The following is a 23,616-nucleotide window of genomic DNA, read 5'->3' on the forward strand; positions in this document are numbered from 1 at the left end:
GCCATCGGGCAGCGTGGCGTGAATGACGAGTAGATCAAGCATTTGCGTATGCTGCGGGCAGGGCCCGGCGCTCTCTCTTTCGGTTGGGTTTCATCAGGGCCTGCGGATAGCTGGCCCTGCGCTGCCGGCATGCGCGCGCCCTCCCCGACGATACCTATCAGGGGCACAGTCCTGCGGCCTGCGCAGACTCGTGCTGGAGCCTGCGCTCCAGGTTTTGCCAGTCGCTATGAAGGTCGCGCGCCACGCGCGGGCGCCTGCAAAGCGCAACGTGGTGCGCCTGGGACAGCGGTTGCAGCGCGGCCAGTGCCTGCAGGCGCAGGGCATCGTCGTTCAGCAGTTGCGCGGCGGCCAGCCGGGCCTGGGCGATTCCGATTTCGGCATATGCACGGGGTGCAGGCAGCTGTTGCGCCAGGGCCTGGCGCACTTCAGCGGCATCACCCATGCCTATGGCAATCCAGAGCCAGGCGATCCAGCTGTCCTGGGAGGCGTAGTGGCCGGCCTTCTTCGGCGGGGTGCGCTCCACGCTTTGGCGGGCCAGTGCCACGGCAGCGCCAGTCTGGCCGTGCTCGGCCATGAACCGGGCATGCAGGGTTTCGGCCTGCATCAATGAGAAGATTTTCCATTCACGGCGCTGAGCCGAATCCGCAGTCACGGCATGTGCAGCTTGCGGCGCTGCCTGAAGCGCGGCCTGGAGCGCGATCACATTGGCCTGCAACTGGGCTTGCGCCGCTTCGGGGTGGCCGCTGGCATCCAGCAACCGGGCGAGCTTGATGCGCGCGTGCAGCAGCAGGAAATCGTCCGGCGCATCGGCGTCGGCGCGGCGGATCTCCACGGCTTGCACCATCCGATCAAGCCTTTGCGCCACGGTCTGATCAGGCGGTCCCCAGAACGCAAGAACTTCCTGCACGCTGGCCAGCACCCGGCGTGCAGGGCCTGGCACGTCCTGCAGGTCGGCCACCAGTCGCTGGCGCAAATTCGTTGCCTGCTCGGCGGTATCCGCCGTGTCGGCCATGCCTTTCAATGCAAGGGCACGCTGCAGATCACTCTGTGCCCGGGACTGCGTCATCGCCCAGGCCGATTGGTAAAGTGCTTTGGCGCGCGCCTCGGCCAGAGGATGGTCGTCCATGAGTTGCAGTTCCCCGGCGGCTTCCAGGTAGATCTCCACCCGTTGCTCTTGGGCAGACGGGGGCAGTTGGTCGGCCTGGGCCAGGCGGGCCTCGATCGCGGCCAGGTGCTGCTCCGGTACGTAATCACGGCGGGGAGACAGCTCCACATCCCACAGCGCAGCAAGAACCTGCCGCCCCTGCGGCGCAGCTTGATGAATGCCCATGACCATGGCCACCGGCAGCAGCAGGCAGGCCAGGTAGATTGCCAGGCCCGCTGCGCCTTCGGCCCAACCGGGCGCACGCGATTGCAAGGCAGGCAGCAGTGCGCCTGCAGCGGCCGCGCGCCGGACAAAGGGCCAGCGCGCAAAAGCGGGTTGCTGCAGCACGCCGAATGCGCGGTGTACGGCATCGGCCTCGCTGACCGGGGCCTGGCATGCCTCCTGTTGAGGAAGCGTGTGCAGGGTGCGATGCACGGCCCGCTCCAGTTGCATCACACGCCATTGCCATGGCAGCCCCATCAGCAGCACGCCGGTGAGGATGGAGATCAGGGGGTCCCGGCTGAACCAGGCCAGCCCACCCAGCGCGGCCATGCCCGCCAGTGCGAACACCAGCCGCATTGCGGGCAGGCGAGCGAACAGCAGGCTCTCCACCACGCGGCCGCCATCCAAAGGCGTGAGGGGCAACAGGTTGAATGCGTTGACGACCAGGGTCAGCAGCAGCAATTGCATGGTCCAGGCGGGTGGCTGCGGGAGCAGGCCCCAGCCTACGGCAGCCAGCGCTCCCACAGCCAGCAACAGCCCAGGCATGGGACCGGCCAGATAGACGCCCACTTTTTGCAGCGGCGTGGCGTCCGCCTTTTCTCCGGTGGCCATGCCGCCCAGGCCAGGAATGAAGAAGACGGATTGACGCTGGTAGCCCGCCCAGCGCATGGCCAGCCAATGCCCTCCTTCATGCACGGCGATCACCACCAGAAGCATCCACGCCATGTCCCATGAAAACAGCACGGCGCCCGCTGCCAGGAACAGCGCCGCCGTGATCCAGAAACTGCGGTGGCGGTTGTGCGCCATGCCCAGCCCGCGCTGCACGGCTTTCTGGTAGCGAAAGCGCAGCGCCTCGGACACTTGCCGGACCTGCGGCCCATGAAGGCATGCACCGGCAGATGGGCTGGCGGGCACCGCCCTGTCTTCCTTGCGCACCTGGCGCAAGGCACGCCAGGCCAGCCGCAGCGACTCGCGCCAGCTGAGCCGCCAGAACCCGGGCCCGGCAGGCAGCGCACGGCCCTGGGCCACCAGTGCAGGGACTTGGCTCCGGCCCCACTCATCCAGGCGCTGTACCGCCTGGTCAAGGCCCTGGACCACGGGAGCCCGGTCGCCGGACAGGCGCTCGGCGTAGGCGGCCCAGGCCGATGCGGTATCGGGCTGGGCATCGTCCAGGTAGGTCCAGCCGGGCGGCGCAGGCAGGCTTGTCTGAGGTAGGCCATTGAAGCCCATCCAATTGCGCCCGTCGGCAAAGAATGTGAGCCAGGTCACGGAGCCCACGGTGCGGCCATGCCTGGCGCTTCCCGCCTGTTCGGCCTGGACCATCGCCCAGGCCCGCCCGTCGGCATGGACGAACAAGTCCACCTCCAGAGGAAGGTCGGGATCCATGGCCTGCGGATGCGTGCCCTGCAGGCTGGCACACCAGGTGAAGCCCAAGGCTTGCAACTCCGGCCGCATGGCATCCAGCACCGCCCGTGATTCGGGCTCCAGTGCCTGGCGCTCCACCACGGCCATGGGCGCAGCACGCAGGCGCAGGCGCATGCAGTTCAAAGTGGCCAGCAGCAGCGAGAGCGCATACAGCAAGGGAATCGCGCCCAGCAGCGCCAGCCAGGGCGCGGCTTGTGAGAGCCAGTTCATCATCTTGAATAGTCTTGTCGATGGAGTGTGACGGTTCTGATGTGCCCTCCCAAAAGCTCCTCCAGGCAGATCAGCATCGGGATCGTAGCCTTGCCACCCGTGATGCGACAATCAAATCAAAGGACCATTCTTCAAATGAAAATCGCCACCTGGAACGTCAATTCCCTGTCCGTGCGCCTGCCGCAGGTGCTGGCCTGGCTGCAGGCCAATCCTGTCGATGCGCTGGCGCTGCAGGAGCTCAAGCTCACCGACGACAAGTTTCCGCTGCAGGCGCTGCAGGAGGCCGGCTACCACGCGGTCAGCCATGGACAGAAGACCTACAACGGGGTGGCCTGGCTGACGCGCACGCCGGTGCACGACGTGGTGCGCAATATCCCGGGCCTGGAGGACGAGCAGGCCCGCATCATTGCCGCCACCCTCGATGCCGAAGGCGGCCCGGTGCGCCTGATCAACGGCTACTTCGTCAATGGGCAGGCGCCGGGCACCGACAAGTTCGCCTACAAGATGCGCTGGCTGCAGGCGCTGCAGGACTGGGTGAAAAGCGAGATGGCGACCCACCCGCGCCTGGTGCTGGTGGGTGATTTCAACGTGGCGCCCGAGGACCGCGACTCCTACGATCCGATCGGACTGAAGGACACCATCCACCACACGGTGGAAGAGCGCACGCATTTCCAGGCGCTGCTGCAGCTGGGCCTGACCGATGCATTCCGCATGTTCGACCAGCCCGAGAAAAGCTATTCGTGGTGGGACTACCGGATGCTGGGTTTCCAGAAGAACCGGGGCCTGCGCATTGACCATATCCTGGTCAGCGAGGCCTTGCGTCCCAGCGTCACCGCCTGCATCGTGGACCGCGCGCCGCGCAAGAACCCTCAGCCCAGCGACCATGCGCCGGTCGTCGTGACATTGGGCTAGGTTTTCAGACTTGCGCTACAGCATGTACCGGCGCAGCCAGTGGATGGCCTCGATCTGCCCGCGCAGCATCAGGGACTGGCGATGCAGAACTTCGCTGAGTGGCGCCGGCAGACGGGACTGCTCAGCAGCCTCATAGGCGCTCAGCCATTGCTGCTGGCAGGACTCGGCCTGGTCCAGCACGTAGTCCGCGCCCTCTTCCCTGCCCAGCAGCCCGTCCCAGAAGGCGTTGCGACGCAGTGCGGCACGGCTGTCGCGCACGGGCAGCACCACGCCGCCGTTGGCGTCGATGGCGCGTTCCAGGTCATCGACCAGGACCTGGCTGGCATTGAAGTGGCGCGCCAGTACCTGGCCTATCAGTCCCTGGGGCATGGGATCCATGCATTCGCCCAACCGGACATGGGCCTGGCGACCCAGGGCCAGCACGGCATTGAGCAGCGCCGTGGTCTGCAGTTCCAGCGTGGAAGCCGCAGGCTGTGCGGGCGTGCGCCGGCGCGCCTGCAGCCAGGAGGCCTCCACGGCCTCACGCACCTGGTTCCAGTGCAGCAGGCTGCCGCCCCGTTCCTGCTCCCAGCGTTCTTCCAGCCGGGCTTCTGCGGACTCGAAATCCTGCTGCGCGTGTTCCGGCGACAGGGAAGCCTTCCAGCCCAGTGCATAGGCGGGCCGGTATTGGTCGTAGCCGCGCCCCGGCACGAAGTACGGCTCCAGGAAATAGCGGTCATGCCAGTACGCATCGACCGGCTCGCCGAGCTTGCGCGGTGTCGATGGGTACATCACGCCCGGGCGGGCGGGTTTGGCCTTTTGCCAGAGGTTGGAGAGGACTGTGGGCACGATAGGTCGGGACGTAGGCCGTTCCAGCGAAGAGGACTCCATTGTCCCAAGCCCGGGCGGTACGGCCCGTCAGCACCCCGGGCGCCGGCCTGTAGGAGCCGGACCCTTGCCAAGGCAAGGGCCCGGCCGCCCGCCGGCTTGCCTTACTCGAAGGCGTCCTCGTCCATGCCCAGCTCCTGCAGCTTGCGGGTGATGGTGTTGCGGCCTATGCCCAGGCGCTGGGCGGCCTCGACCCGGCGGCCGTGGGTGACGGCCAGGGCCGAGCGGATCAACTGCGCCTCGAAGCGGCGGGACAGCTGGTCCCAGACCTCGCCATGCCCCTGGGCCTGGGTGTGCTCCAGCAGCTGGCGCGCCTGCTGCCCCAGCAGATGCACCCAGTCCAGGTCGGACGTGGCCAGCCCCCCGTCATGCGGCTGGGCCAGCGACGGGGCTGGCATGGCGATGCGGCCCACTCCCTCTTCCGCCACGGCCGGCGCATGCGACAGCACCACCGGTGCGGGCACGCCGGCATTGCCGCCGCCCACGGGTGGCGTGGCCTCGCCCAGCACCTCGGGAGGCAGGTCCTTGACCGAGATGACCTGGGCTGGCGCCATGACGGTCAGCCAGTGGCAGATGTTCTCCAGCTGGCGCACGTTGCCGGGAAAGGCGAACGACTGCAGCCGCTGCATGGCATCGACCCCCATGCGCTTGGGCTCCACGCCCAGCTGCCGCGCGCTTTGCTGCAGGAAGTGGCGTGCCAGCATGGGCACGTCTTCGTTGCGCTCGCGCAGCGCGGGCAGGCGCAGGCGGATGACGTTGAGGCGGTGGAACAGATCCTCGCGGAAGGCGCCGTTGCGCACGCGCTGCTCCAGGTCCTGGTGGGTGGCGGCGATGACGCGCACATGTGCCTTGACGGCCTGGTGGCCGCCCACGCGGTAGAAATGCCCGTCCGACAGCACACGCAGCAGGCGCGTCTGCAGGTCGAAAGGCATGTCGCCGATTTCATCGAGAAAGAGCGTGCCGCCCTCGGCCTGCTCGAAGCGGCCGCGCCGCTGGGTCTGTGCGCCCGTGAAGGCGCCGCGCTCGTGGCCGAACAGCTCGGACTCCAGCAGGTCCTTGGGGATGGCGGCGGTGTTGATGGCCACGAAGGGGCCGCCCGCCACGGGCGAGTGCTTGTGCAGTGCGCGCGCCACCAGTTCCTTGCCCGAGCCCGACTCGCCCGTGACCAGCACCGTGACCTGGCTCTGGCTGAGCCGGCCGATGGCGCGGAACACGTCCTGCATGGCAGGCGCCTGGCCCAGCATCTCGGCCTGCAGCGGGGCCTGTGCCTCGGCCACGTCCTCGCGCAGGCTTTCCTCGACGGCGCGGCGGATGAGCTCCACCGCCTTGGGCAGGTCGAAGGGTTTGGGCAGGTACTCGAAGGCTCCGCGCTGGAAGGCCGAGACGGCACTGTCCAGGTCGGAGTACGCGGTCATGATGATGACGGGCAGGCCGGGCTGCTGGGCGCGGATCTGCTCGAGCAGTTCCAGGCCGGAGCCGCCGGGCATGCGGATATCGCTGACCAGCACCTGTGGTGGCTGGCGCGCCGGGTCGCTGGCATCGACATCGGACAGTGCCGTGAGCACGTCGCGCGCCTGAACGAAGCTGCGCGTTGCCCAGCCTTCCCGGCCCAGTGCCTTTTCCAGCACGAAGCGGATGGAAGGGTCATCATCCACGATCCAGATCGGTTTCATTGGTGGTGCTTCCTTCCCTTGTTGCAGTGTTGACTTCCGTGGGCCTCAAGGCAGGGGAATGAGGATGCGGAAATCCGTGCGGCCCGGCTGGCTTTCACATTCGATCAGCCCCTGGTGGCGCTGCACGAAGGTCTGCGCCAGCGTCAGCCCCAGTCCCGAACCGCCATCCCTTCCCGATACCAGCGGATAGAAGATCCGCTCCTTGATGGCATCGGGAACGCCTGGCCCGTTGTCGATCACATGCAATTCCAATGCCAACCGGTAGCGTTGGCGACCAAAAGTTACCTGGCGCGCCACACGGGTTCTCAAAATGATCTCGGCATCGCCGGCAGCGATGCGTTCGTGCAAGGCCTGCGCCGCGTTCTGGACGATGTTGAGCACGGCCTGGATCAGCTGTGCGCTGTCGCCCCGGAACTCGGGAATGGAGATGTCGTAGTCGCGCGTAATGGTCAGCCCTGCAGGATGCTCGACCAGCACCAGCGAACGCACGCGCTCGCAGACTTCGTGGATGTTGACGTCACCGACCTCGTGCGGATGGCGGTGCGGCGCCAGCAGCCGGTCCACCAGCGCCTGCAGACGGTCGGCCTCGTGGATGATGACTTCGGTGTACTCGCGCAGCTCGGGCGCGTCCAGATCCATCTGCAGCAGCTGGGCCGCGCCACGGATGCCGCCCAGCGGGTTCTTGATCTCGTGGGCCAGGTTGCGGATCAGCTCCTTGTGCGCCTGGGCCTGCTCGCGCAAACGCTCCTCGCGGTCCTGGCGGGCCTGCTGCTCCAGCGGCCAGAACTCCACCAGCACATGGCCGGGCCGCTCGGCCAGGGAAACCGTGACGTGCACAGGAAGCGCATCGCCCCCCACGCGGTGCAGGCTGGCCTCAAAGCGCAGGGCAGCGAAGTCGTTGTCCTGGGCGCCGCGCAAGGCCTTGTCCAGTAAGGCCGGCTCGGTGAAGCAGGCCGCCAGCTCGCTGCCTTCGAGCATGCGGCGCGACAGGCCCAGTGCGTTCTCAAGGGCCGCGTTGGCGAAAAGCACGGCGCCTTGCTCGTCGAGCACGGTCATCAGCGTGCACAGCAGATCAAGCGCCTGATAGGAGGCCGGGGGCGCCGGCCGGTCGTCCTGGATCATGGCCGGGCTCGCATGGGCCGCTCGGGCCCGTCAGTTCTTGGGAAGTCGATCCAGTTCGCGGCGGATGCCGGCGACATCGCCTTCCTGCCGCGAGATGCTGCTCTTGAGCTGCTCGACACGTTCCAGATAGCCCTGGGGATTGCGCAACTCCAATGCGGTGCGCTGGGGATTGCCATCGTTGTACTCCTGACGCAGCTGTGTCAGCTTCTCCTGGGCGCGGGCCAGCTCGCTTTCGAGGATGGTCCGCGCATCGGAGTCGCGGGCCTTCTGGGCGCTGCTGTTGACCTTGGCCGGAGCGGGCGATCCTGCCGCAGGAGCGGCGGAGGTGCGCGGCGCCTGGCCGCCGCCCGAGGCCGCCGGCTTGCTGCCGCCATGGATCACCGTCACATGCCCGCCGTCCACCGGCTTGCAGTCCTTGGCCTTGGCCTGGCTGACGTTGTTGGTGTACTCGTTGCCGCAGCGGTAGATCACGTCCTGGGACCAGGCTCCTGCCGACAGCAGCGGCAGCAGCAGCGACACAAACAGTTTCTTCATTCCATTCCCTCGGGTAGCCAGATCGGAAGGGCCCGGCTTGTCCGGGCAAGTATCGCTCCATCTTCCGGGCTGGACGTCATTTCTTGAGCGGGACAACCCCTTTTGGTTCCGCGCCCAGCATACCCAGGTCCTGGCCGAAAGCAAAAAAGGCGGCTTGCGCCGCCTTTTTGCCGACCCGCCTTACAGCGAGAAGTACATGTCGTACTCGACCGGGTGCACGGCCTGACGGTAACGGGTCACTTCGCCCATCTTCAGCTCGATGTAGGCATCGAGCATGCTGTCCGAGAACACGCCGCCCTTGGTCAGGAACGAACGGTCTGCGTCCAGTGCTTCCAGGGCCTGGTCCAGGCTGTGGCAGACCGTGGGCACCAGCTTGTCCTCTTCCGGGGGCAGGTGGTACAGATCCTTGGTCGCGGCTTCGCCGGGATGGATCTTGTTTTCCACGCCGTCCAGACCTGCCATCAGCAGGGCCGAGAAGCCCAAGTAGGGGTTCATCAGCGGATCGGGGAAGCGTGCCTCGACGCGGCGGCCCTTGGGGTTGGCCACGTAGGGGATGCGGATCGATGCCGAGCGGTTCTTGGCCGAGTAGGCCAGCTTGACCGGAGCCTCGAAGCCGGGCACCAGGCGCTTGTAGCTGTTGGTGCCGGGGTTGGTGATGGCGTTCAGGGCACGGGCGTGCTTGATGATGCCGCCGATGTAGTACAGCGCGAAGTCGGACAGGCCGGCATAGCCGTCACCTGCGAACAGGTTCTTGCCATCCTTCCAGACGGACTGGTGCACGTGCATGCCGGAGCCGTTGTCGCCCGGATAGGGCTTGGGCATGAAGGTGGCGGTCTTGCCGTAGGTGTTGGCCACGTTCCAGATCACGTACTTCATGACCTGTGTCCAGTCGGCGCGCTCCACCAGGGTCGAGAACTTGGTGCCGATCTCGTTCTGGCCGGCGCCAGCCACTTCGTGGTGGAACACTTCGACGGGAATGCCCAGCTGCTCGAGCAGCAGCACCATCTCGGCGCGCAGGTCCTGGGTGCTGTCCACGGGCGGCACGGGGAAGTAGCCGCCCTTGTTGCGCGGACGGTGGCCACGGTTGCCGGACTCGAACTTGGCGCCGGAATTCCAGGGGGCTTCGTACTCTTCGATTTCGTAGAAGGTGCTGCCGGGTTCGGTGTTCCAGCGCACGCCGTCGAAGATGAAGAATTCAGGTTCGGGACCGAAGTAGGCGGTATCGCCCAGGCCCGAGGCCTTCAGATAGGCTTCGGCACGCTTGGCCACCGAGCGGGGATCGCGGTCGTAGGCCTTGCCATCGCCGGGTTCGATCACATCGCACTGCAGGAACAGCGTGGTCTCTTCAAAGAAGGGGTCGATGTTCGCGGTGGCGGGATCGGGCATCAGTTGCATGTCCGATGCTTCAATGCCCTTCCAGCCTGCCACCGACGAGCCGTCGAAGGCGTGGCCCGAGGTGAACTTGTCTTCGTCGAAGTGCGACACCGGCACCGTGACGTGCTGCTCCTTGCCACGGGTGTCCGTAAAACGAAGGTCCACGAATTTGACCTCGTTCTCCTTCACCATGTTCAACACGTCTGCAACGGTCTTTGCCATCAGATCTCTCCTGCCAATCTGGCTGATCAAAAAAGATAAATACTCTTAAGCAGTTTGCGTGCCAGGCTGCATCCATTGAGTGCATGCCCGCAGACTGGCACCTGCTTGGCGCGCCAGCCCCGTGATTCTGCCGCCTTGCGTGGGCGTTGTGGATGACATTGCAGCCTGGCCCGGCCCGAGTGCCCACTCACCAAATCGGTGCAGATTTGGATGAAGGGCCGTAAATCAGATATTGCGCACCAATTCAGGGCCAAGACTTGCACCAAATGAGTGCAGACCTTCCAGCAGCGTGGGCCAGGCCTTGGTGACGGCACCAGCTTCGCCCTTGACACCAAGTTCTATGTGCCGGCCGTGCTTGGAATCATCCACGCTGGGCAGGCTGAACACCTTGACGCCCGGGTGGTCGCGCTCTATGGCCACCATCAGCGGCGTCAGCGTGGCTTCCATGCCGCCGTAGACGATGACCGAATGCTCCCGCTGCACCGTGCTGTGGAAATGCTTGGCGTAGCGCTGCTCCAGCACCCACTCGACCATGGGCCAGGCCATGACAGGGAAACCGGGCACGAAGTGCACCGTGCCGCTGGCGCCCGAACAGGAAAAGCCCGGGATCTTGTTGTAGACGTTGGGGATGATGCGCGCGCCTTCGGGGAAGTTGCCCATCTGCAGCCGGTGCAGGTTGTCGGCCCGCTGGGGCTCGTAGGGCTTGCCTTCCTCGGTGGCCACATCGCGCATGCGTTCGCGGATCAGGGCCACGGCCTCGGGATGCAGGGCCAACGGCACGCCCAGGGCCTCGGCTGCGCATTGGCGCGTGTGGTCGTCGGGCGTGGCGCCTATCCCGCCAAAGCTGAAGAGCACGGCCTGCGATGCGAAGGCGCGGCGCAGGGCGTCGGTGATGCGTGCCCTATCGTCACCCACGTACTCGGCATGGGCCAGGGACAGGCCACGCGCGCCCAGCAGCTCTATCAGCTTGGGAAGGTGCTTGTCGGCACGCTTGCCCGACAGGATTTCGTCTCCGATGATGAGTGCGCCAACTTGAAGGGTCATGTGGTCTTTTCTTGCGGGGTGGGGGGAACAGGGGCTGTGCCGGAGCCTTGCGGCGCGTCGGGAGCGTAGGGAATGATGGGTGCTTCGGGCAGCGCCGGCTCCTCCTCGCGCATGCGCTGCAGCGCCGCCAGGCAGAAATGGGCAAACCACAGCGAGGAGAAGGCGAAGATCAGCGCATAGATCCAGATGGCCACCGGAATCAGTATCCAGAAGGCTGCAACGAAGACCACGCCCGAGGCCCAGACAATGGCCGGAGCCGCCCCCAGGTAGCCACAGACCACGCCCATGAGCATCAGCGCCAGGCGGTGGCGCAGGAACAGGCTGCGGCGTTCTGGCTTGCTGGCGTGGGCAGACAGCGCGTCGAAGGCCATGACGCGGTAGGTCAGCCAGCCCCAGATCAGCGGGGGGATCACCACCACCAGGGGAGGCACGAACCACAATGGAACCGATACCAGCAACGCGATCAGGGCGATCAGCGAGGAGCCGGCCGACCACAGCAGGCTGCCGATCAGGGTGGCACCCTGCCTGCGCTCGAGTGCCGGAAAGCGCCGTTGCGCCACCAGCTCGACCAGGGCCGGCGTCATGAACAGCGCCACCAGCAGCAGCGAGACCACGACCAGCACCGGCGTGACCGAGAGAACGACCAGCACCGGCGCCACCAGCTCGGGCAGCGATTGCACGCCCATCCAGGACCAGACCGTGTGCAGCCAGCCCACGCCCTGCAGGACTCCTTCCGTCCAGACCACGGCATCGGCCCAGAAGAAGTAACCCAGCAGCCAGGCCGTGATGGCCATGAAGAGCAGGGGAAACAGCGACCATGCAATCACCCGCTTATGCAGGCAATACGCCGTCGCACGCCAGAAGGAATCGAGTAGCAAGCCCATGCCGGCAAGCATACCCCGAGCCCAGCCTCAAGCGCGACCCATCAACCTTAGGAACCCACGCCATTGCTGGGCCCAAAAGCCCTGGCCGTAGTCGCGCAGCTGGCCCTGGGCATTGGGCTGGACCTGGTCGCGCACGCCGGTGGGATCGAAGCGCAGCTCGAAATTGGCGGTGCCGAACAGCATGTCCCACCAGGGCAGGAGTACGCCGAAGTTGTTGCCATGCGCCTTCTTGTTGCGCACGGGCGCCATGGGCTCGTGGCCAATGCCGATGGCGTGGTGGCGGCGGTGAAAGCGCGGGCTGATCCACAGCCGCTCGCCGATGGTGCCGAACCAGACGCGCAGGTTGGCATGCTGGAAGCTCTCGCTGAGCTGGGTGAAGGCCACGATGGCCACGAACTGGCCTGGAGCCACGCCGATGAACTGGGCCACGAGCACGATGATGGTGTCGCGGATCACATCGTCGAGCAGGTGATTGCGGTTGTCGCTCCAGACCGTCATCTGGCGCTGCGAGTGGTGCAGCGCATGCAGCTTCCACCACCAGCCGATGCTGTGCTGGCCCCGGTGTATCCAGTAGTCGAGGAAGTCGAAGGCCAGCAGGTAGATGATCAGGCTGACCCAGGCCAGATCGGTCACGCCGGGCCAGACACCGTCCAGGTGAAAGCTCGGCAGGCCCCAGACATGCAGGCGGCCCATGAGCTCGTCCCACAGCGGGTCCAGCGTGAAGAACAGCGCCAGCCTGAACAGGCCCAGCCGGTGCACCACGGTATAGATGATGTCCACATGGATGGCGCGCCGGTCGGTAACGGGCTCGACGGGCCGCCAGTACTGCAGCGGCGCGATCACGGCCACCATGATGAAGATCTGCAGCAGGCCCACCAGCAGCCAGCCTGTGGCGTCGTAGGCATCCTCCAGCAGGCTGGCCTGTCCCAGCCAAAAGAGCACAGGCTGGACAACGCCCTCGAACAGGCGCTGCTGCGCATTACCGAACCACTGAATCCACCAGTCCACACCACGCTCCCATCGCCCGCCGCGCTGCGCGCGCGGACGTCATGCGAATTTTGCTATCCAATCCCGATAGTCGGGATGCTCCCGCAGCGTGCGGAAGCAGAACCCCTGCTTGAGCAGGCCCGTGATCAAAGGTTCCAGCACGGCCGGTGCCCAGGGGTCCTTGCGTGACCAGATGCCCAGATGGGCCAGCAGGATGTCGCCGCTGCGGATGTTCTTGAGCGCCTGGGCCAGCAGCTGCGCATTCGGGTAGCGGTCGCTGGGCAGCTCGTCGCCCAGAAAGCCTGCGCTGGACCAGCCCACATGCATGTAGCCGCCCTGCCGCGCGGCGTCCAGCAGCGCGGGCGAGGTCTTGCCGCCAGGCGCACGGAACAGCGGCAGGGGCTTGCGCCCGGTGATCTGCTGCAGCCGCTGTGCAGCCCTGCGGATCTCGTCGCAATAGCCTGCCGCATCGACCGTGAAGTTCTCGTTGGCGCGTGGCCCGGCCGAGGGGCGCACGCGAAAGCCCGTGACCGGACCGTTCTTCGAGGCACGCAGATCACCGCGCCAGTACATGTGGTCGTAGGTGTGCGAGGCGAACTCATGGCCTTCGGCGGCGCGTGCGCGCCACCAGGGCGCCCAGGTCTCGCCCAGGCTGCCGTCGCCTTGCTGCGTGCGCTCGTTGGCGGCAAAGAAGGTCACTGGCACGCCATGGCGCTTGAGCACCTCGGCCACCAGGTCGGCAATGCCCATGTGGCCCGTGTCGAACGTCAGGTACACGGTCTTGGCGCAGCCCGTGCCCTGCCCTGCGGCCATCGAGGGGCGCAGCAGGCTGAAGGCGGCGGCGCCAGCCAGCGATTGCGCAAAGAGTCTGCGGTCCATCAGCGCTGCGCGTGGGCCAGTGTCCAGACACCGTGGGGCGACTTGCCGACCTTGACCTGCTGGACCACCTTCTTTTCGACGGTGTCGATCACCGACAGCTTGCGCGCCCAGCGCGAGCTGACCAGCAGGTAGCGGCCGTCGGCGGAAACGTCCATGCAGTCCGGGCCTCCCGGGGCCGGGTAGCTGGCCACGACCTGGTTGGTCTGCATGTCGATCTTGCTGATGGTGTTGGCCACGCGGTTGCTCACATACAGGTGGCGGCCATCGCCGGCGGCACGCATGGCGTGGGCGCCAGCGGCTGTCTTGATGCGGGCCACGCTGCGCGGCTCGGGGCCGGTGATGTCGAACACTTCCACGCCATCGCTGCCGGTCAGGCCGATGAACAGCTTGGTGCCGTCCGGGCTGCCATAGAGATCGGCCGGCATGGGGCCGGTGGGCACGCGGGCCTTGATGGTCTGCGTGGCGATGTCGATGGCCACCAGGGCATCGCTGTCCTGCATGGTGGAATAGATGGTCGTGCTCCTGGCATCGATCCAGAGATGGCTGGGCGTCTTGCCCGTGGGCACGCGCTTGACCAACTGCGGGTTCTGGCCATCCCAGCGGTAGATGTCGATGTGGTTGAGGCGGTTGGCCGCCGTGACGAACCACTTCATGTCCGGGCTGAAGCGCAGGTGATAGGGGTCGATGATGTCGCGGATCACGCGCTGCACCTCGCCCGTGCGCGGATCGACCAGGGTCAGGGTATCGCCCAGCGCATTGGCCACGACCAGCGATTTCTCGTCAGGCGTGAGGTAGAGGTGGTGCGGCTCCTTGCCCGTGGGAATGCGGGCCGTCTCCTGCCAGGTGACCGGGTCCACGATGCTGATGTTGGCATCGAGCGAGTTGAGCACGAAGATGGGCGTGGGGCCCTGGGTCTGCGGCGGCGGCGTGACACGCGCAACTGGCGCAACTGGCGCTACCGGGGCAGCAGAGGCCGCAGGCACGGAAGGCGCGGCGGGAACGGCAGCGGCCTGAGCCGATGCAGCCTGCGCCTGGACGGCTGCAGGCGTGGCTGAGGCCGCACGGGCCGATTTGGATCCGGGCAGGGACGCCACGGCCAGCCAGGCCAGCGCACCGCCGCCCACAACCAAAGCCACAGCCGCGCCCAAGCGCCCGACGGAAAGACGTTTCACAAAGCACCACCTTCTGAGAATCTGCGCAGTGTAGCCGCGCCATTCAGCCCTCGGACGCTCTAGGGCATCGGCTTTTGAAGCTGTGCAAAAAACCGACATTTACGCGACGTTGGCCCGAGATATCGCGACAAGCGCGCCAACCCATGACTTGCATCAAGGCATGACGACAACGCATGAAAACGCAGGCCACAACGACAAAGGGAGCCGGTTGGCTCCCTTTGCAGGCAAGGACCTTGAAAGCGCAACGGCTCTCAGATCTTCCACTTTTCCATGAGCTTTTCGGGACGCAGCGTGTCGTAGTGCTCGAAAGGCTGGTGGATCCAGGGGTTGGTCGGCAGGTAGTCCACCGAGTAGTCGGGCGTGAACGCGGACAGGCCCTTGGTCCAGATCACGGCGCTGCGCAGCTCGGTGATCGGCGGATAGTTGGTCTTGAGCATGGCGATCACGGCATTCAGCGTGTGGCCCGAATCGGCCAGGTCATCGACCAGCAGCACGCGGCCGGCAATCTCGCCCTTGGGCGTGGTGATGAAGCGCGCGATGTCCAGATGGCCCTGCACCGTGCCGGCCTCGGCGCGGTAGGAGCTGGTGGACATGATGGCCAGCGGCTTGTCGAAGATGCGGCTGAGCATGTCACCGGGACGCAGGCCGCCACGGGCCAGGCAGAGAATGGTGTCGAATTCCCAGCCGGACTGGTGCACTTTGATCGCGAGCTTTTCGATCAGTCCGTGGTATTCGTCGTAGCTCACATACAGGTGTTGACCGTCTTCCGTCAGCATGGAATGGCTCCTGGTTCAATCTTGGGGTTCAAACGCCAGCAGTTCACTGGGCGGCGTAGGGGTTTTGCATCAGGATGGTGTGATCCCGGTCGGGGCTGGTCGAAACCATGGCGATGGGTACGCCCGTTACTTCCTCGATGCGCTCCAGATAGCGGCGGGCATTGGCCGGCAGCTTGTCGTAGTCGGTCACGCCCACGGTGGAATCGGTCCAGCCGGGGATGGATTCATAGATGGGCTTGCAGCGGGCGATCTCGTCGGCGCCCATGGGCAGCAGGTCGATCTTTTCGCCGTCCAGCTCGTAGCCCACGCACAGCAGCAGTTCCTGCAGGCCGTCGAGCACGTCGAGCTTGGTGATGCACAGGCCCGACAGGCCGTTGACCTGGGCGCTGCGCTTGAGCAGCGCGGCGTCAAACCAGCCGCAGCGGCGCGAGCGGCCGGTGGTCACGCCCTTTTCGGCGCCCACGGTGCTCATGTGCCAGCCCGGCGTGCCTTCCTTTTCCCAATCCAGTTCGGTGGGGAAAGGACCGCCGCCCACGCGGGTGCAGTAGGCCTTGGTGATGCCCAGGATGTAGTGCAGCATGCCGGGGCCCACGCCCGAGCCTGCAGCCGCATTGCCGGCGACGCAGTTGGACGAGGTGACATAGGGATAGGTACCGTGGTCCACGTCCAGCAGCGTGCCCTGCGCGCCTTCGAACAGCAGGTTGGCGCCTTCGGCGTGCGCGGCGTTCAGCTCGCGGGAGACATCGGCCATCATGGGCAAAAGCTGCTCGGCATGGCGCATGGCTTCTTCGTACACGGCGTCGAACTGGACTTCGCCATCCTTGATGTACGGCTTGAGCGCGTCACCGAAGGTGAAGTTCTTCGAGCCCAGCACGTTGACCAGGATGTGGTTGTGCAGGGCCAGCAGTTCGCGCAGCTTGGTGGCGAAGCGCTCGGGGTACTTGAGATCCTGCACGCGCAGTGCGCGGCGGGCAATCTTGTCTTCGTAGGCGGGGCCGATGCCACGGCCGGTGGTACCGATCTTCTCGGTGCCGCCCTGCTCCCGCGCCGCTTCGCGCGCCACGTCCAGCGCCGAGTGGAAGGGCAGGATCAGCGGGCAGGCTTCGGACACGCGCAGGCGGTCGCGCACTTGCACGCCGGCCTTCTCCAGGCCTTCGATTTCCTCGAACAGCTTGGCGGCCGACAGCACCACGCCGTTGCCGATATAGCACTTCACGCCGGGGCGCATGATGCCGCTGGGAATCAGGTGCAGCGCGGTCTTCACACCATTGATGACCAGCGTGTGGCCCGCATTGTGGCCACCCTGGAAGCGGACCACGCCCTGGGCGCTTTCGGTCAGCCAGTCCACCAGCTTGCCCTTGCCTTCGTCACCCCACTGGGTGCCGACCACGACCACGTTGCGACCTTTGGTAGCTTTCATATTCAAATCCGATGAAATCCGAAGAAATTGACAAATGCGTCAGATGGCTTGCACGGCCCACTGCCCGGCAACCTGCACGAGCTCACGGTCGCAGTGGAACTCGTCCACTTCGCTTTCATGGCCTGGCAGCACGCAGACCACGGTCTCGCCCTGCCGGCGCAATGCCGCGATGGCGGCTGCCACCTGGGGATCGTCGCCCCAGGGCGCACGGATGGCAGCCTTGAGCGGGCGCTCGGGCACAACGGCCACGAGCTGCTTGATGTCCAGGCTGAAGCCGGCGGCGGGCCGGTTGCGGCCAAAGACCGCGCCCACCTCGTCATAACGGCCGCCGCGCACCAGCGCGTCGCTGGCACCCGGAACATAGATGGCGAAGCGCGTGCCGCTGTAGTAGGCATAGCCGCGCAGATCGGCCAGATCAAAGCTCACGTTCACGCCTTCCAGGCGCTGGGCCAGCCAGCGCAGCTGGTCCAGCAGAGGCTGCACGCCTGCCGTGCGCGCCAGCAGCTTCTCGGCGCGGTCCAGCACCTCGATGCCGCCGTACAGCTGCAGCAAGGCCATCAGGCCTTCGCGCGAGGCGACGGGGAAGTCCCGGGTGAGGCGCTCGAGTTCGCTCGCATCCTTGGCGGCCAGCGCGGCATGCACGCCGCGCAGCACCTGCATGTCCACCATCACGCCAGCCAGCAGGCTGCGCACGATGCGCACATCGGCCAGATCGACGTTGATGTCGGTGACGCCTGCGCTGCGCAGGCAGTCCAGCGCCAGGTGCAGTGCCTCCAGGTCGGCTTCCATGCCCTGGTGGCCGTAGATTTCGGCACCGAACTGCAGCGGCTCGCGCGTTGCGCGGGGACGATCAGGGCGGGCATGGACGACGGGGCCGCAGTAGCACAGGCGCGTGAGGCCCTTGCGGTTGAGCAGATGGGCGTCGATGCGAGCCACCTGCTGCGTGGTATCGGCACGCAGGCCCATGGTGCGGCCCGTCAGCTGGTCGATGAGCTTGCAGGTCTGCAGGTCCAGCGCCTCCCCTGTGCCGGTGAGCAGGGATTCGAGGTATTCCAGCATGGGCGGCATGACCAGTTCATAGCCATAGCCACGTGCGGTATCGAGCAGGCCTCGACGCAATTCTTCGATGTGCCGGGCCTCGGAAGGCAAGACATCGGCGATGTGATCCGGCAGGACCCAAGCAGACATGGAAAAAGGGGGAGGCTGTTAAAAACGTGATTCTACCGGCTGTTGCGGGCCAGCCCAAATTGGGGGTGTCCCAAGGCCCGCGAGGAGCGTTCGGTATTCCGAATCAATTCGGTGTGCGGGCGCCAGCGGCAGCGCAAGAAAAAACGGCGCCCCAACAGGGGCGCCGTGCATGGGCCGGGCGGCGTTGCCGCTCAGGCGTTCTTACTTTCCAGAGCTGCCGCCGTTGCGGTAGGCCTTGAAGAAGTCGGTCTGCGAAGGATCGAGCACAAGCACGTCGCTCTTCTTGGCAAAGCTGGACTTGTAGGCCTCCAGGCTGCGGTAGAACTGCGCGAACTGCGGGTCCTTGCCAAAGGCGTCGGCATAGGTGCGGGCGGCTTCCGCATCGCCCTCCCCCTTGAGCTTCTGGGCATCGCGGTAGGCGTTGGCGATGGTGATCTCGCGCTGGCGATCGGCCTCGGCGCGGATCTTCTCGCCTTCGGCGGCGCCGGTGGAGCGCAGCTCGTTGGCCACGCGCTTGCGTTCGGCCTCCATGCGACGATAGACCGATTCCGTGATGGTCTCGGCATAGTCCACGCGCGTTATGCGCACATCGACCACGTCCACGCCCCAGGGCTTGGCGCCGCGCACGGTCTCCAGCACTTCGCGCTTGACGTCGTTCATCAGCGCGTCGCGCTTGCTGGACAGAAGCTCGCGCACGGTGCGGCGGTTGATTTCCTCCTGGAAGGCGTTGCGCACCACGCGGTTGAGCTGCATGGCACCGGCCGACTCATCCAGGCCCACGTTGCGGATGTACTCCGACGGATCGGAGATGCGCCAGCGCACGTACCAGTCGATGACCACGCGCTGCTTTTCGGCAGTGAGCATGGGCTCGGTGTCGGTGCTATCCAGTGTGAGCAGGCGCTTGTCGATGTAGCGCACGTTCTGGAACGGCGGCGGCATCTTGATGTTCAGGCCCGGCTCGGTGATCACTTCCTTGATCTGACCCAGGGCATAGACCACGCCGAACTGGCGCTGATCGACGACGAACAGCATGGAGCTGAGCAGCGCCAGCGCCAGAAGAATGCTGGTGATGAAAAATCCAACTCGGTTCACTTGGGCTGCTCCTCAGCGTGCTTCGCGGTCACGGCTGCGACTGCTGTCGCGGCTGCGCGCATCGTTCGAAAGGCCGGGAATGGCGGCAGGCGCAGGCGCCTGGGTGCTGGGGGCAGCCGAGCCATCGGCTGCCGGCACATTGCCGCTCACGCCTTGCATGATCTTGTCCAGCGGCAGGTACAGCAGGTTGGAGCCCTGGCGCGATTCCACCAGCACCTTGGTCACGTTGCCGTAGATCTGCTGCATGGTTTCCAGATACATGCGGTCGCGCGTGACCTGGGGCGCCTTCTGGTACTCGGTGAACACCGAGCTGAAGCGCTGCGCATCACCCTGGGCCTGGGCCACGATGCGGGCCTTGTAGCCATTGGCCTCTTCCAGCAGACGTGCCGCCGAGCCGGCTGCGCGGGGCACCACGTCGTTGGCATAGGCCTGGGCCTCGTTCTTGGCGCGCTCGCGCTCCTGGCCGGCACGCAGCACGTCGTCGAAGGCGGCCTGCACCTGCTCGGGCGGACGCACGCCGCCTTGCTGCAGGTTGATGCCCACGACTTCCACGCCCACCTTGTAGCGGTCCAGGATGGTCTGCATCAGGTCGCGCACGCGCGGCGCGATCTGGTCGCGCTCCTCGGCCAGCGCCGTATCCATCTTCATCTTGCCGACGACTTCGCGCACGGCGGTCTCGGCGGCCTGGACCACGGCCTCGGACGGGTTCTTGCTCTCGAACAGCCAGGCACGCGCGTCGCTCAGACGGTACTGGACGGCGAACTTGATCTCGACGATGTTCTCGTCCTCGGTGAGCATGGCCGACTCGCGCAGGCCCGTGCTCTTGATGATGGTGTCGCGCCCCACGTCGGCCGAGCGGATCTGCGTCACGAACACCAGTTCATGGCGCTGGATCGGGTACGGCAGGCGCCAGTTGATGCCGGCACCCACCGTGCTCTTGTACTTGCCGAACTGGGTGATGACGGCCTGCTGGCCTTCCTGGACGATGAAGATGCCCGTGCCCATCCAGATGATGAAGGCAATGCCGGCAATCAGGCCCACGCCCATGCCGGCACTGCGCATGTCCGGCGGCTGGCTGCCACCGCCATTGCGCACGGGCGGCTGCCCGCGGCCACCGCCCGGCTTGCCGCCGAACAGGCCCGAAAGCTTGCGGTTGAGGTCACGCCACAGCTCGTCCAGATCCGGCGGCTGGCCACCCCCACCCGAGGAGGGACGGTTGTCACGGCTGTCGCGGTTGTCGCGTGCGGGTTCCGCAGGCGGCGGCGCAGCGGGACGGTCGGCATCGGGGCGCGAGGCATCGTCGTTCTTGTCGTCGCCACGTCCCCAGCGCGGATCATTCAGGTTGAACATCCCGCGAAGGCGCTGCGGCAGCATCGCCCAGCGATGGGCGCGTTGTGAAAGATTCATGCGAGAAGTCTCGGTTTCTTCGGTAAAGACAGGGACCCAATCGGCATTTTGCCCAATCAGGGCGCTAGCCCCTAGTATTCGGCGTCCTGCCCAGGGGGCATCGCGCCATCCACCTCCCCTTCGCCCCGCTCTTCACCACCATGCGCTTCGGCGTATTCCGCTTCTGCGCGCAGTGCGTGGTCGGCCAGCAGCTGCCGCAGCTGCGGCAGCCCCTCACCGGAGCGGGCGCTGACAAACACCCGTGAAACAGGTAGCCCGTCAAGCTCGTACTGGTCCTGCAACTGCGCTGGAAGCCGCTCTTCATCGACGGCATCGAGCTTGTTGAAAACCAGTACCAGAGGCACCTCCTGGGCACCGATTTCCTTCAGAACTTTCTGGACTTGTTGGATTTGTTCCGGGAAATTCGGATTGGAGGCGTCAACCACATGCAGCAGAAGATCGGCATCGATCGCCTCCTGCAACGTGGCCTGGAATGCATCGACCAGCCCGTGCGGCAGGTCGCGGATGAAGCCCACGGTGTCCGACAGGGACACCGATTGCCGGGCCTCGTTCAAATACAGCTGGCGCGTGGTCGTGTCCAGCGTGGCGAACAACTGGTCGGCCGCATAGGCCCGCGCCTTCACCAGCGCGTTGAACAGCGTGGATTTGCCGGCATTGGTGTAGCCGACCAGCGAGATGTTGAAGATGCCATGGCGCTCGCGCCGGCGGCGCTGCGTGGCGCGTTGCTTCTTGACCTTCAGCAGCCGTTCCTTGGTGCGCTTGATCGATTCGTCGATCATGCGGCGATCGAGCTCGATCTGCTTTTCGCCAGGGCCGCCGCGCCCGCCGATGCCGCCCATCTGGCGCTCCAGGTGGGTCCAGCGGCGCACGAGGCGCGTGGCCACGTATTGCAGGCGCGCCAGCTCCACCTGCAGCTTGCCTTCATGGCTGCGGGCGCGCTGGGCGAAGATCTCCAGGATCAACAGGGTGCGGTCGTTGACCGGCATCTGCAGATGGCGCTCCAGATTGCGCTGCTGGGCCGGGCTCAGGGCCTGGTCGAACAGCACTTCCTGGGCACCGTGCATCTGGGCGAGCATGCGGATTTCGTCGGCCTTGCCGCTGCCCACGAACAGCGCCGCATCGGGCACCTTGCGCTTGCAGGTCAGGCGTGCAACGGGACGCAGGCCGGCCGTGCCGGCCAGCAGGCCCAGCTCTTCCAACTCGCCATCGAAATGGGGAAAGCCGAAATCCACGCCCACCAGCAGCACTGGCGTTGGCGTGGACCGGTCAAAAGATTCAGAACTCAAGAAAAACCTCTCCCGAAGGGTGAGGAAGCTCCCCGGCTGTGCGGGGAGGCATCAGGGCGCAGCGAACTCAAGCGCTGGCGTCGCTGCCGGCAGCTTCGGCCGTGGAGAAGTTCACGGCGCGGCCGGGAACAATGGTGGAGATGGCGTGCTTGTAAACCATCTGGGTGACGGTGTTGCGAAGCAGAACCACGTACTGGTCGAAGGATTCGATCTGGCCTTGCAGCTTGATGCCGTTGACGAGGTAGATGGACACCGGCACATGTTCGCGGCGCAGCGCGTTCAGGAACGGGTCTTGGAGGAGTTGGCCTTTGTTGCTCACGATATTCTCCGTGTTCGAAGAGTGTTGTTGTAAACCGACACCTTACCACAGTGTTTTGGGCCCCCTGTCTGCACAAGGGTTTTCCCCAAATTCCGTGGCTTGTTATTTGTCCTTGTCGGCGAAAGGATTATGAGAGGTTTTCAACTCGATCCGCAACGGCGTGCCGACCAAATTGAATTCCTTGCGGAACCGCCCTTCGAGGAAGCGCTTGTAGGCCTCCGTCACATGCTCGAGCGAATTGCCGTGTATGACGATGACCGGCGGGTTCATGCCGCCCTGGTGCGCGTAACGCATCTTGGGTCGGTAGATGCCTGTCTTCTTGGGCGTCTGGAACTGCACGGCTTCCATCAGCAGGCGCGTGAGCACCGGCGTGGGCATCTTGCAGGTGGCTGCCTTGTGCGCCTGGATGATGGAGTTCCACAGCGGACCCAGGCCCTGGCGCTTTTCAGCCGAGATGAAGTGCATGGGAGCGAACTTCAGGAAGGACAGGCGCGTCTCGATCGAGCGCTCCAGCATCTGGCGCTGGTAGTCGTCCACCGCATCCCATTTGTTCACCGCCAGCACCACGGCGCGGCCGCTTTCCAGCACATAGCCGGCAATGTGCGCATCCTGATCGGTCACGCCCTGCGTGGCATCGATGAGCAGCAGCACGACGTTGGCGCTCTCGATGGCCTGCAGCGTCTTGACGACGGAGAACTTCTCGATGGCCTCGAACACCCGCCCCTTGCGGCGCAGGCCTGCCGTGTCGATGAGTTCGAACTTCTGGCCGGCGCGCTCGAAGGGCACGGAGATGGCATCGCGCGTGGTGCCCGGCATGTCGAAGGCGACCAGTCGCTCCTCGCCCAGCCAGGTGTTGATCAGCGTGGACTTGCCGACGTTGGGGCGGCCGGCCACGGTGAGGCGAATGGGCTTCTGGGCCACATCGTCGAAGGGGTCGTCTTCCTCGGGTTCGGGCAGGTTGAGCTGGCCCAGGGCCAGGTCGACCAGGCCGCGCACACCCTGTCCGTGCGCGGCGGAAACCGGCAGCACTTCGCCCAGGCCCAGTTCGTAGAACTCGGTCAGCTGCACGCCTTCCTTCATGCCCTCGGCCTTGTTGGCCACGAGCACGCAGGGCTTGCCCAGACGGCGCAGGTACTTGGCGATGTCATGGTCCTGGGCAGACATGCCCAGGCGCGCATCGACGACGAAGACCACGACGTCGGCCTCGGCCACGGCCTGCTGCGTCTGGCGCGCCATCTCCTTGAAGATGCCGCTGGATGCATCAGGCTCGAAGCCGCCGGTGTCGATCACGATGTATTCGTGCTTGCCCTGGCGGCCCTGTCCATAGTGGCGGTCACGCGTGAGGCCCGCGAAATCCGCGACGATTGCATCCCTCGACTTGGTCAGCCGATTGAACAGCGTCGATTTGCCCACATTGGGTCGCCCTACCAGGGCAATAACTGGCTTCATTCCCGAAA

General features: G+C 65.6%; 20 protein-coding genes. 1 reads left to right on the forward strand and 19 read right to left on the reverse strand.

Features of this window, described 5'->3' with window-relative positions; genetic code table 11:
- Positions 1 to 157 precede the first annotated feature (157 nt).
- The gene (locus ACF8ML_RS13825) at positions 158 to 3,004 is read right to left on the reverse strand and encodes a site-2 protease family protein (protein WP_235434596.1); all 2,847 of its coding nucleotides are present in this window, start codon (positions 3,002 to 3,004) and stop codon (positions 158 to 160) included.
- Between the two features lie 132 nt (positions 3,005 to 3,136).
- Here ACF8ML_RS13825 and xth point away from each other — a divergent pair, with 132 nt between their 5' ends.
- Complete coding sequence (xth, locus tag ACF8ML_RS13830; RefSeq protein ID WP_133072403.1) at positions 3,137 to 3,913, forward strand: exodeoxyribonuclease III; 777 nt, start codon at positions 3,137 to 3,139, stop codon at positions 3,911 to 3,913.
- Between the two features lie 15 nt (positions 3,914 to 3,928).
- Here xth and ACF8ML_RS13835 read toward each other — a convergent pair whose 3' ends face one another.
- The 18 genes from ACF8ML_RS13835 to der all read right to left on the reverse strand — a co-directional run bounded on the left by ACF8ML_RS13835 (position 3,929) and on the right by der (position 23,608).
- Positions 3,929 to 4,741 (reverse strand): hypothetical protein, encoded by an 813-nt coding sequence (locus ACF8ML_RS13835; RefSeq protein WP_227469501.1) that lies wholly within the window; start codon positions 4,739 to 4,741, stop codon positions 3,929 to 3,931.
- Positions 4,742 to 4,884: 143 nt separating this feature from the next.
- The gene (gene ntrC, locus ACF8ML_RS13840; RefSeq protein ID WP_392407259.1) at positions 4,885 to 6,453 is read right to left on the reverse strand and encodes a nitrogen regulation protein NR(I); all 1,569 of its coding nucleotides are present in this window, start codon (positions 6,451 to 6,453) and stop codon (positions 4,885 to 4,887) included.
- A 45-nt stretch (positions 6,454 to 6,498) separates the two neighbouring features.
- Positions 6,499 to 7,575: a nitrogen regulation protein NR(II) gene (gene glnL, locus ACF8ML_RS13845; RefSeq protein WP_016447543.1), complete on the reverse strand. Its 1,077-nt coding sequence runs from the start codon at positions 7,573 to 7,575 to the stop codon at positions 6,499 to 6,501.
- A 30-nt stretch (positions 7,576 to 7,605) separates the two neighbouring features.
- Positions 7,606 to 8,109 (reverse strand): hypothetical protein, encoded by a 504-nt coding sequence (locus tag ACF8ML_RS13850; RefSeq protein ID WP_017404153.1) that lies wholly within the window; start codon positions 8,107 to 8,109, stop codon positions 7,606 to 7,608.
- Positions 8,110 to 8,289: 180 nt separating this feature from the next.
- Positions 8,290 to 9,705 (reverse strand): type I glutamate--ammonia ligase, encoded by a 1,416-nt coding sequence (gene glnA / locus ACF8ML_RS13855; protein ID WP_016447544.1) that lies wholly within the window; start codon positions 9,703 to 9,705, stop codon positions 8,290 to 8,292.
- A 225-nt stretch (positions 9,706 to 9,930) separates the two neighbouring features.
- On the reverse strand, positions 9,931 to 10,749 hold the full coding sequence (locus ACF8ML_RS13860) for a molybdopterin-binding protein (protein ID WP_212646520.1): 819 nt from the start codon (positions 10,747 to 10,749) through the stop codon (positions 9,931 to 9,933).
- The gene (locus tag ACF8ML_RS13865) at positions 10,746 to 11,645 is read right to left on the reverse strand and encodes an EI24 domain-containing protein (protein WP_016447546.1); all 900 of its coding nucleotides are present in this window, start codon (positions 11,643 to 11,645) and stop codon (positions 10,746 to 10,748) included. The genes ACF8ML_RS13860 and ACF8ML_RS13865 overlap by 4 nt, the downstream gene beginning before the upstream one ends.
- Positions 11,646 to 11,660: 15 nt before the next feature.
- Complete coding sequence (locus ACF8ML_RS13870) at positions 11,661 to 12,641, reverse strand: sterol desaturase family protein (protein WP_016447547.1); 981 nt, start codon at positions 12,639 to 12,641, stop codon at positions 11,661 to 11,663.
- A gap of 39 nt (positions 12,642 to 12,680) precedes the next feature.
- On the reverse strand, positions 12,681 to 13,499 hold the full coding sequence (locus tag ACF8ML_RS13875; RefSeq protein WP_017404151.1) for a polysaccharide deacetylase family protein: 819 nt from the start codon (positions 13,497 to 13,499) through the stop codon (positions 12,681 to 12,683).
- Positions 13,499 to 14,635 carry a beta-propeller fold lactonase family protein gene (locus tag ACF8ML_RS13880; protein WP_331428950.1) on the reverse strand — a complete coding sequence of 379 codons (1,137 nt, stop codon included), beginning with the start codon at positions 14,633 to 14,635 and terminating at the stop codon, positions 13,499 to 13,501. Before ACF8ML_RS13880 ends, ACF8ML_RS13875 begins: the two co-directional genes overlap by 1 nt.
- 287 nt (positions 14,636 to 14,922) lie before the next feature.
- The gene (locus ACF8ML_RS13885) at positions 14,923 to 15,447 is read right to left on the reverse strand and encodes a phosphoribosyltransferase (protein WP_012206807.1); all 525 of its coding nucleotides are present in this window, start codon (positions 15,445 to 15,447) and stop codon (positions 14,923 to 14,925) included.
- A 43-nt stretch (positions 15,448 to 15,490) separates the two neighbouring features.
- Entirely contained in the window at positions 15,491 to 16,867 is a 1,377-nt protein-coding gene (locus ACF8ML_RS13890) for an adenylosuccinate synthase (RefSeq protein ID WP_016451293.1), read from the reverse strand.
- A gap of 39 nt (positions 16,868 to 16,906) precedes the next feature.
- Positions 16,907 to 18,055, reverse strand: a complete 1,149-nt coding sequence (locus ACF8ML_RS13895) for an ATP phosphoribosyltransferase regulatory subunit (protein ID WP_016447551.1) — start codon at positions 18,053 to 18,055, stop codon at positions 16,907 to 16,909.
- A gap of 201 nt (positions 18,056 to 18,256) precedes the next feature.
- Entirely contained in the window at positions 18,257 to 19,147 is an 891-nt protein-coding gene (hflC, locus tag ACF8ML_RS13900; protein WP_016447552.1) for a protease modulator HflC, read from the reverse strand.
- A gap of 12 nt (positions 19,148 to 19,159) precedes the next feature.
- Positions 19,160 to 20,554, reverse strand: a complete 1,395-nt coding sequence (gene hflK, locus ACF8ML_RS13905) for an FtsH protease activity modulator HflK (protein ID WP_016447553.1) — start codon at positions 20,552 to 20,554, stop codon at positions 19,160 to 19,162.
- Between the two features lie 71 nt (positions 20,555 to 20,625).
- The gene (gene hflX / locus ACF8ML_RS13910) at positions 20,626 to 21,840 is read right to left on the reverse strand and encodes a GTPase HflX (protein WP_016447554.1); all 1,215 of its coding nucleotides are present in this window, start codon (positions 21,838 to 21,840) and stop codon (positions 20,626 to 20,628) included.
- A gap of 67 nt (positions 21,841 to 21,907) precedes the next feature.
- Positions 21,908 to 22,159 carry an RNA chaperone Hfq gene (gene hfq / locus ACF8ML_RS13915; RefSeq protein ID WP_012206813.1) on the reverse strand — a complete coding sequence of 84 codons (252 nt, stop codon included), beginning with the start codon at positions 22,157 to 22,159 and terminating at the stop codon, positions 21,908 to 21,910.
- A 102-nt stretch (positions 22,160 to 22,261) separates the two neighbouring features.
- Positions 22,262 to 23,608: a ribosome biogenesis GTPase Der gene (gene der / locus ACF8ML_RS13920; protein ID WP_016447555.1), complete on the reverse strand. Its 1,347-nt coding sequence runs from the start codon at positions 23,606 to 23,608 to the stop codon at positions 22,262 to 22,264.
- Between the last annotated feature and the right edge of the window lie 8 nt (positions 23,609 to 23,616).

The sequence above is a fragment of the Delftia sp. WSY_10 genome (assembly GCF_043104705.1).
Taxonomy (GTDB): domain Bacteria; phylum Pseudomonadota; class Gammaproteobacteria; order Burkholderiales; family Burkholderiaceae_C; genus Comamonas; species Comamonas tsuruhatensis.

Excerpts from the sequence above, each read along its gene's own strand:
- ACF8ML_RS13825 (WP_235434596.1), bottom strand. The coding sequence starts at position 3,004 with ATGATGAACTGGCTCTCACAAGCCGCGCCCTGGCTGGCGCTGCTGGGC.
- xth (WP_133072403.1), top strand. The coding sequence starts at position 3,137 with ATGAAAATCGCCACCTGGAACGTCAATTCCCTGTCCGTGCGCCTGCCG.
- ntrC (WP_392407259.1), bottom strand. The coding sequence starts at position 6,453 with ATGAAACCGATCTGGATCGTGGATGATGACCCTTCCATCCGCTTCGTG.
- glnL (WP_016447543.1), bottom strand. The coding sequence starts at position 7,575 with ATGATCCAGGACGACCGGCCGGCGCCCCCGGCCTCCTATCAGGCGCTT.
- ACF8ML_RS13850 (WP_017404153.1), bottom strand. The coding sequence starts at position 8,109 with ATGAAGAAACTGTTTGTGTCGCTGCTGCTGCCGCTGCTGTCGGCAGGA.
- glnA (WP_016447544.1), bottom strand. The coding sequence starts at position 9,705 with ATGGCAAAGACCGTTGCAGACGTGTTGAACATGGTGAAGGAGAACGAG.
- ACF8ML_RS13860 (WP_212646520.1), bottom strand. The coding sequence starts at position 10,749 with ATGACCCTTCAAGTTGGCGCACTCATCATCGGAGACGAAATCCTGTCG.
- ACF8ML_RS13865 (WP_016447546.1), bottom strand. The coding sequence starts at position 11,645 with ATGCTTGCCGGCATGGGCTTGCTACTCGATTCCTTCTGGCGTGCGACG.
- ACF8ML_RS13875 (WP_017404151.1), bottom strand. The coding sequence starts at position 13,499 with ATGGACCGCAGACTCTTTGCGCAATCGCTGGCTGGCGCCGCCGCCTTC.
- ACF8ML_RS13885 (WP_012206807.1), bottom strand. The coding sequence starts at position 15,447 with ATGCTGACGGAAGACGGTCAACACCTGTATGTGAGCTACGACGAATAC.
- ACF8ML_RS13890 (WP_016451293.1), bottom strand. The coding sequence starts at position 16,867 with ATGAAAGCTACCAAAGGTCGCAACGTGGTCGTGGTCGGCACCCAGTGG.
- ACF8ML_RS13895 (WP_016447551.1), bottom strand. The coding sequence starts at position 18,055 with ATGTCTGCTTGGGTCCTGCCGGATCACATCGCCGATGTCTTGCCTTCC.
- hflK (WP_016447553.1), bottom strand. The coding sequence starts at position 20,554 with ATGAATCTTTCACAACGCGCCCATCGCTGGGCGATGCTGCCGCAGCGC.
- der (WP_016447555.1), bottom strand. The coding sequence starts at position 23,608 with ATGAAGCCAGTTATTGCCCTGGTAGGGCGACCCAATGTGGGCAAATCG.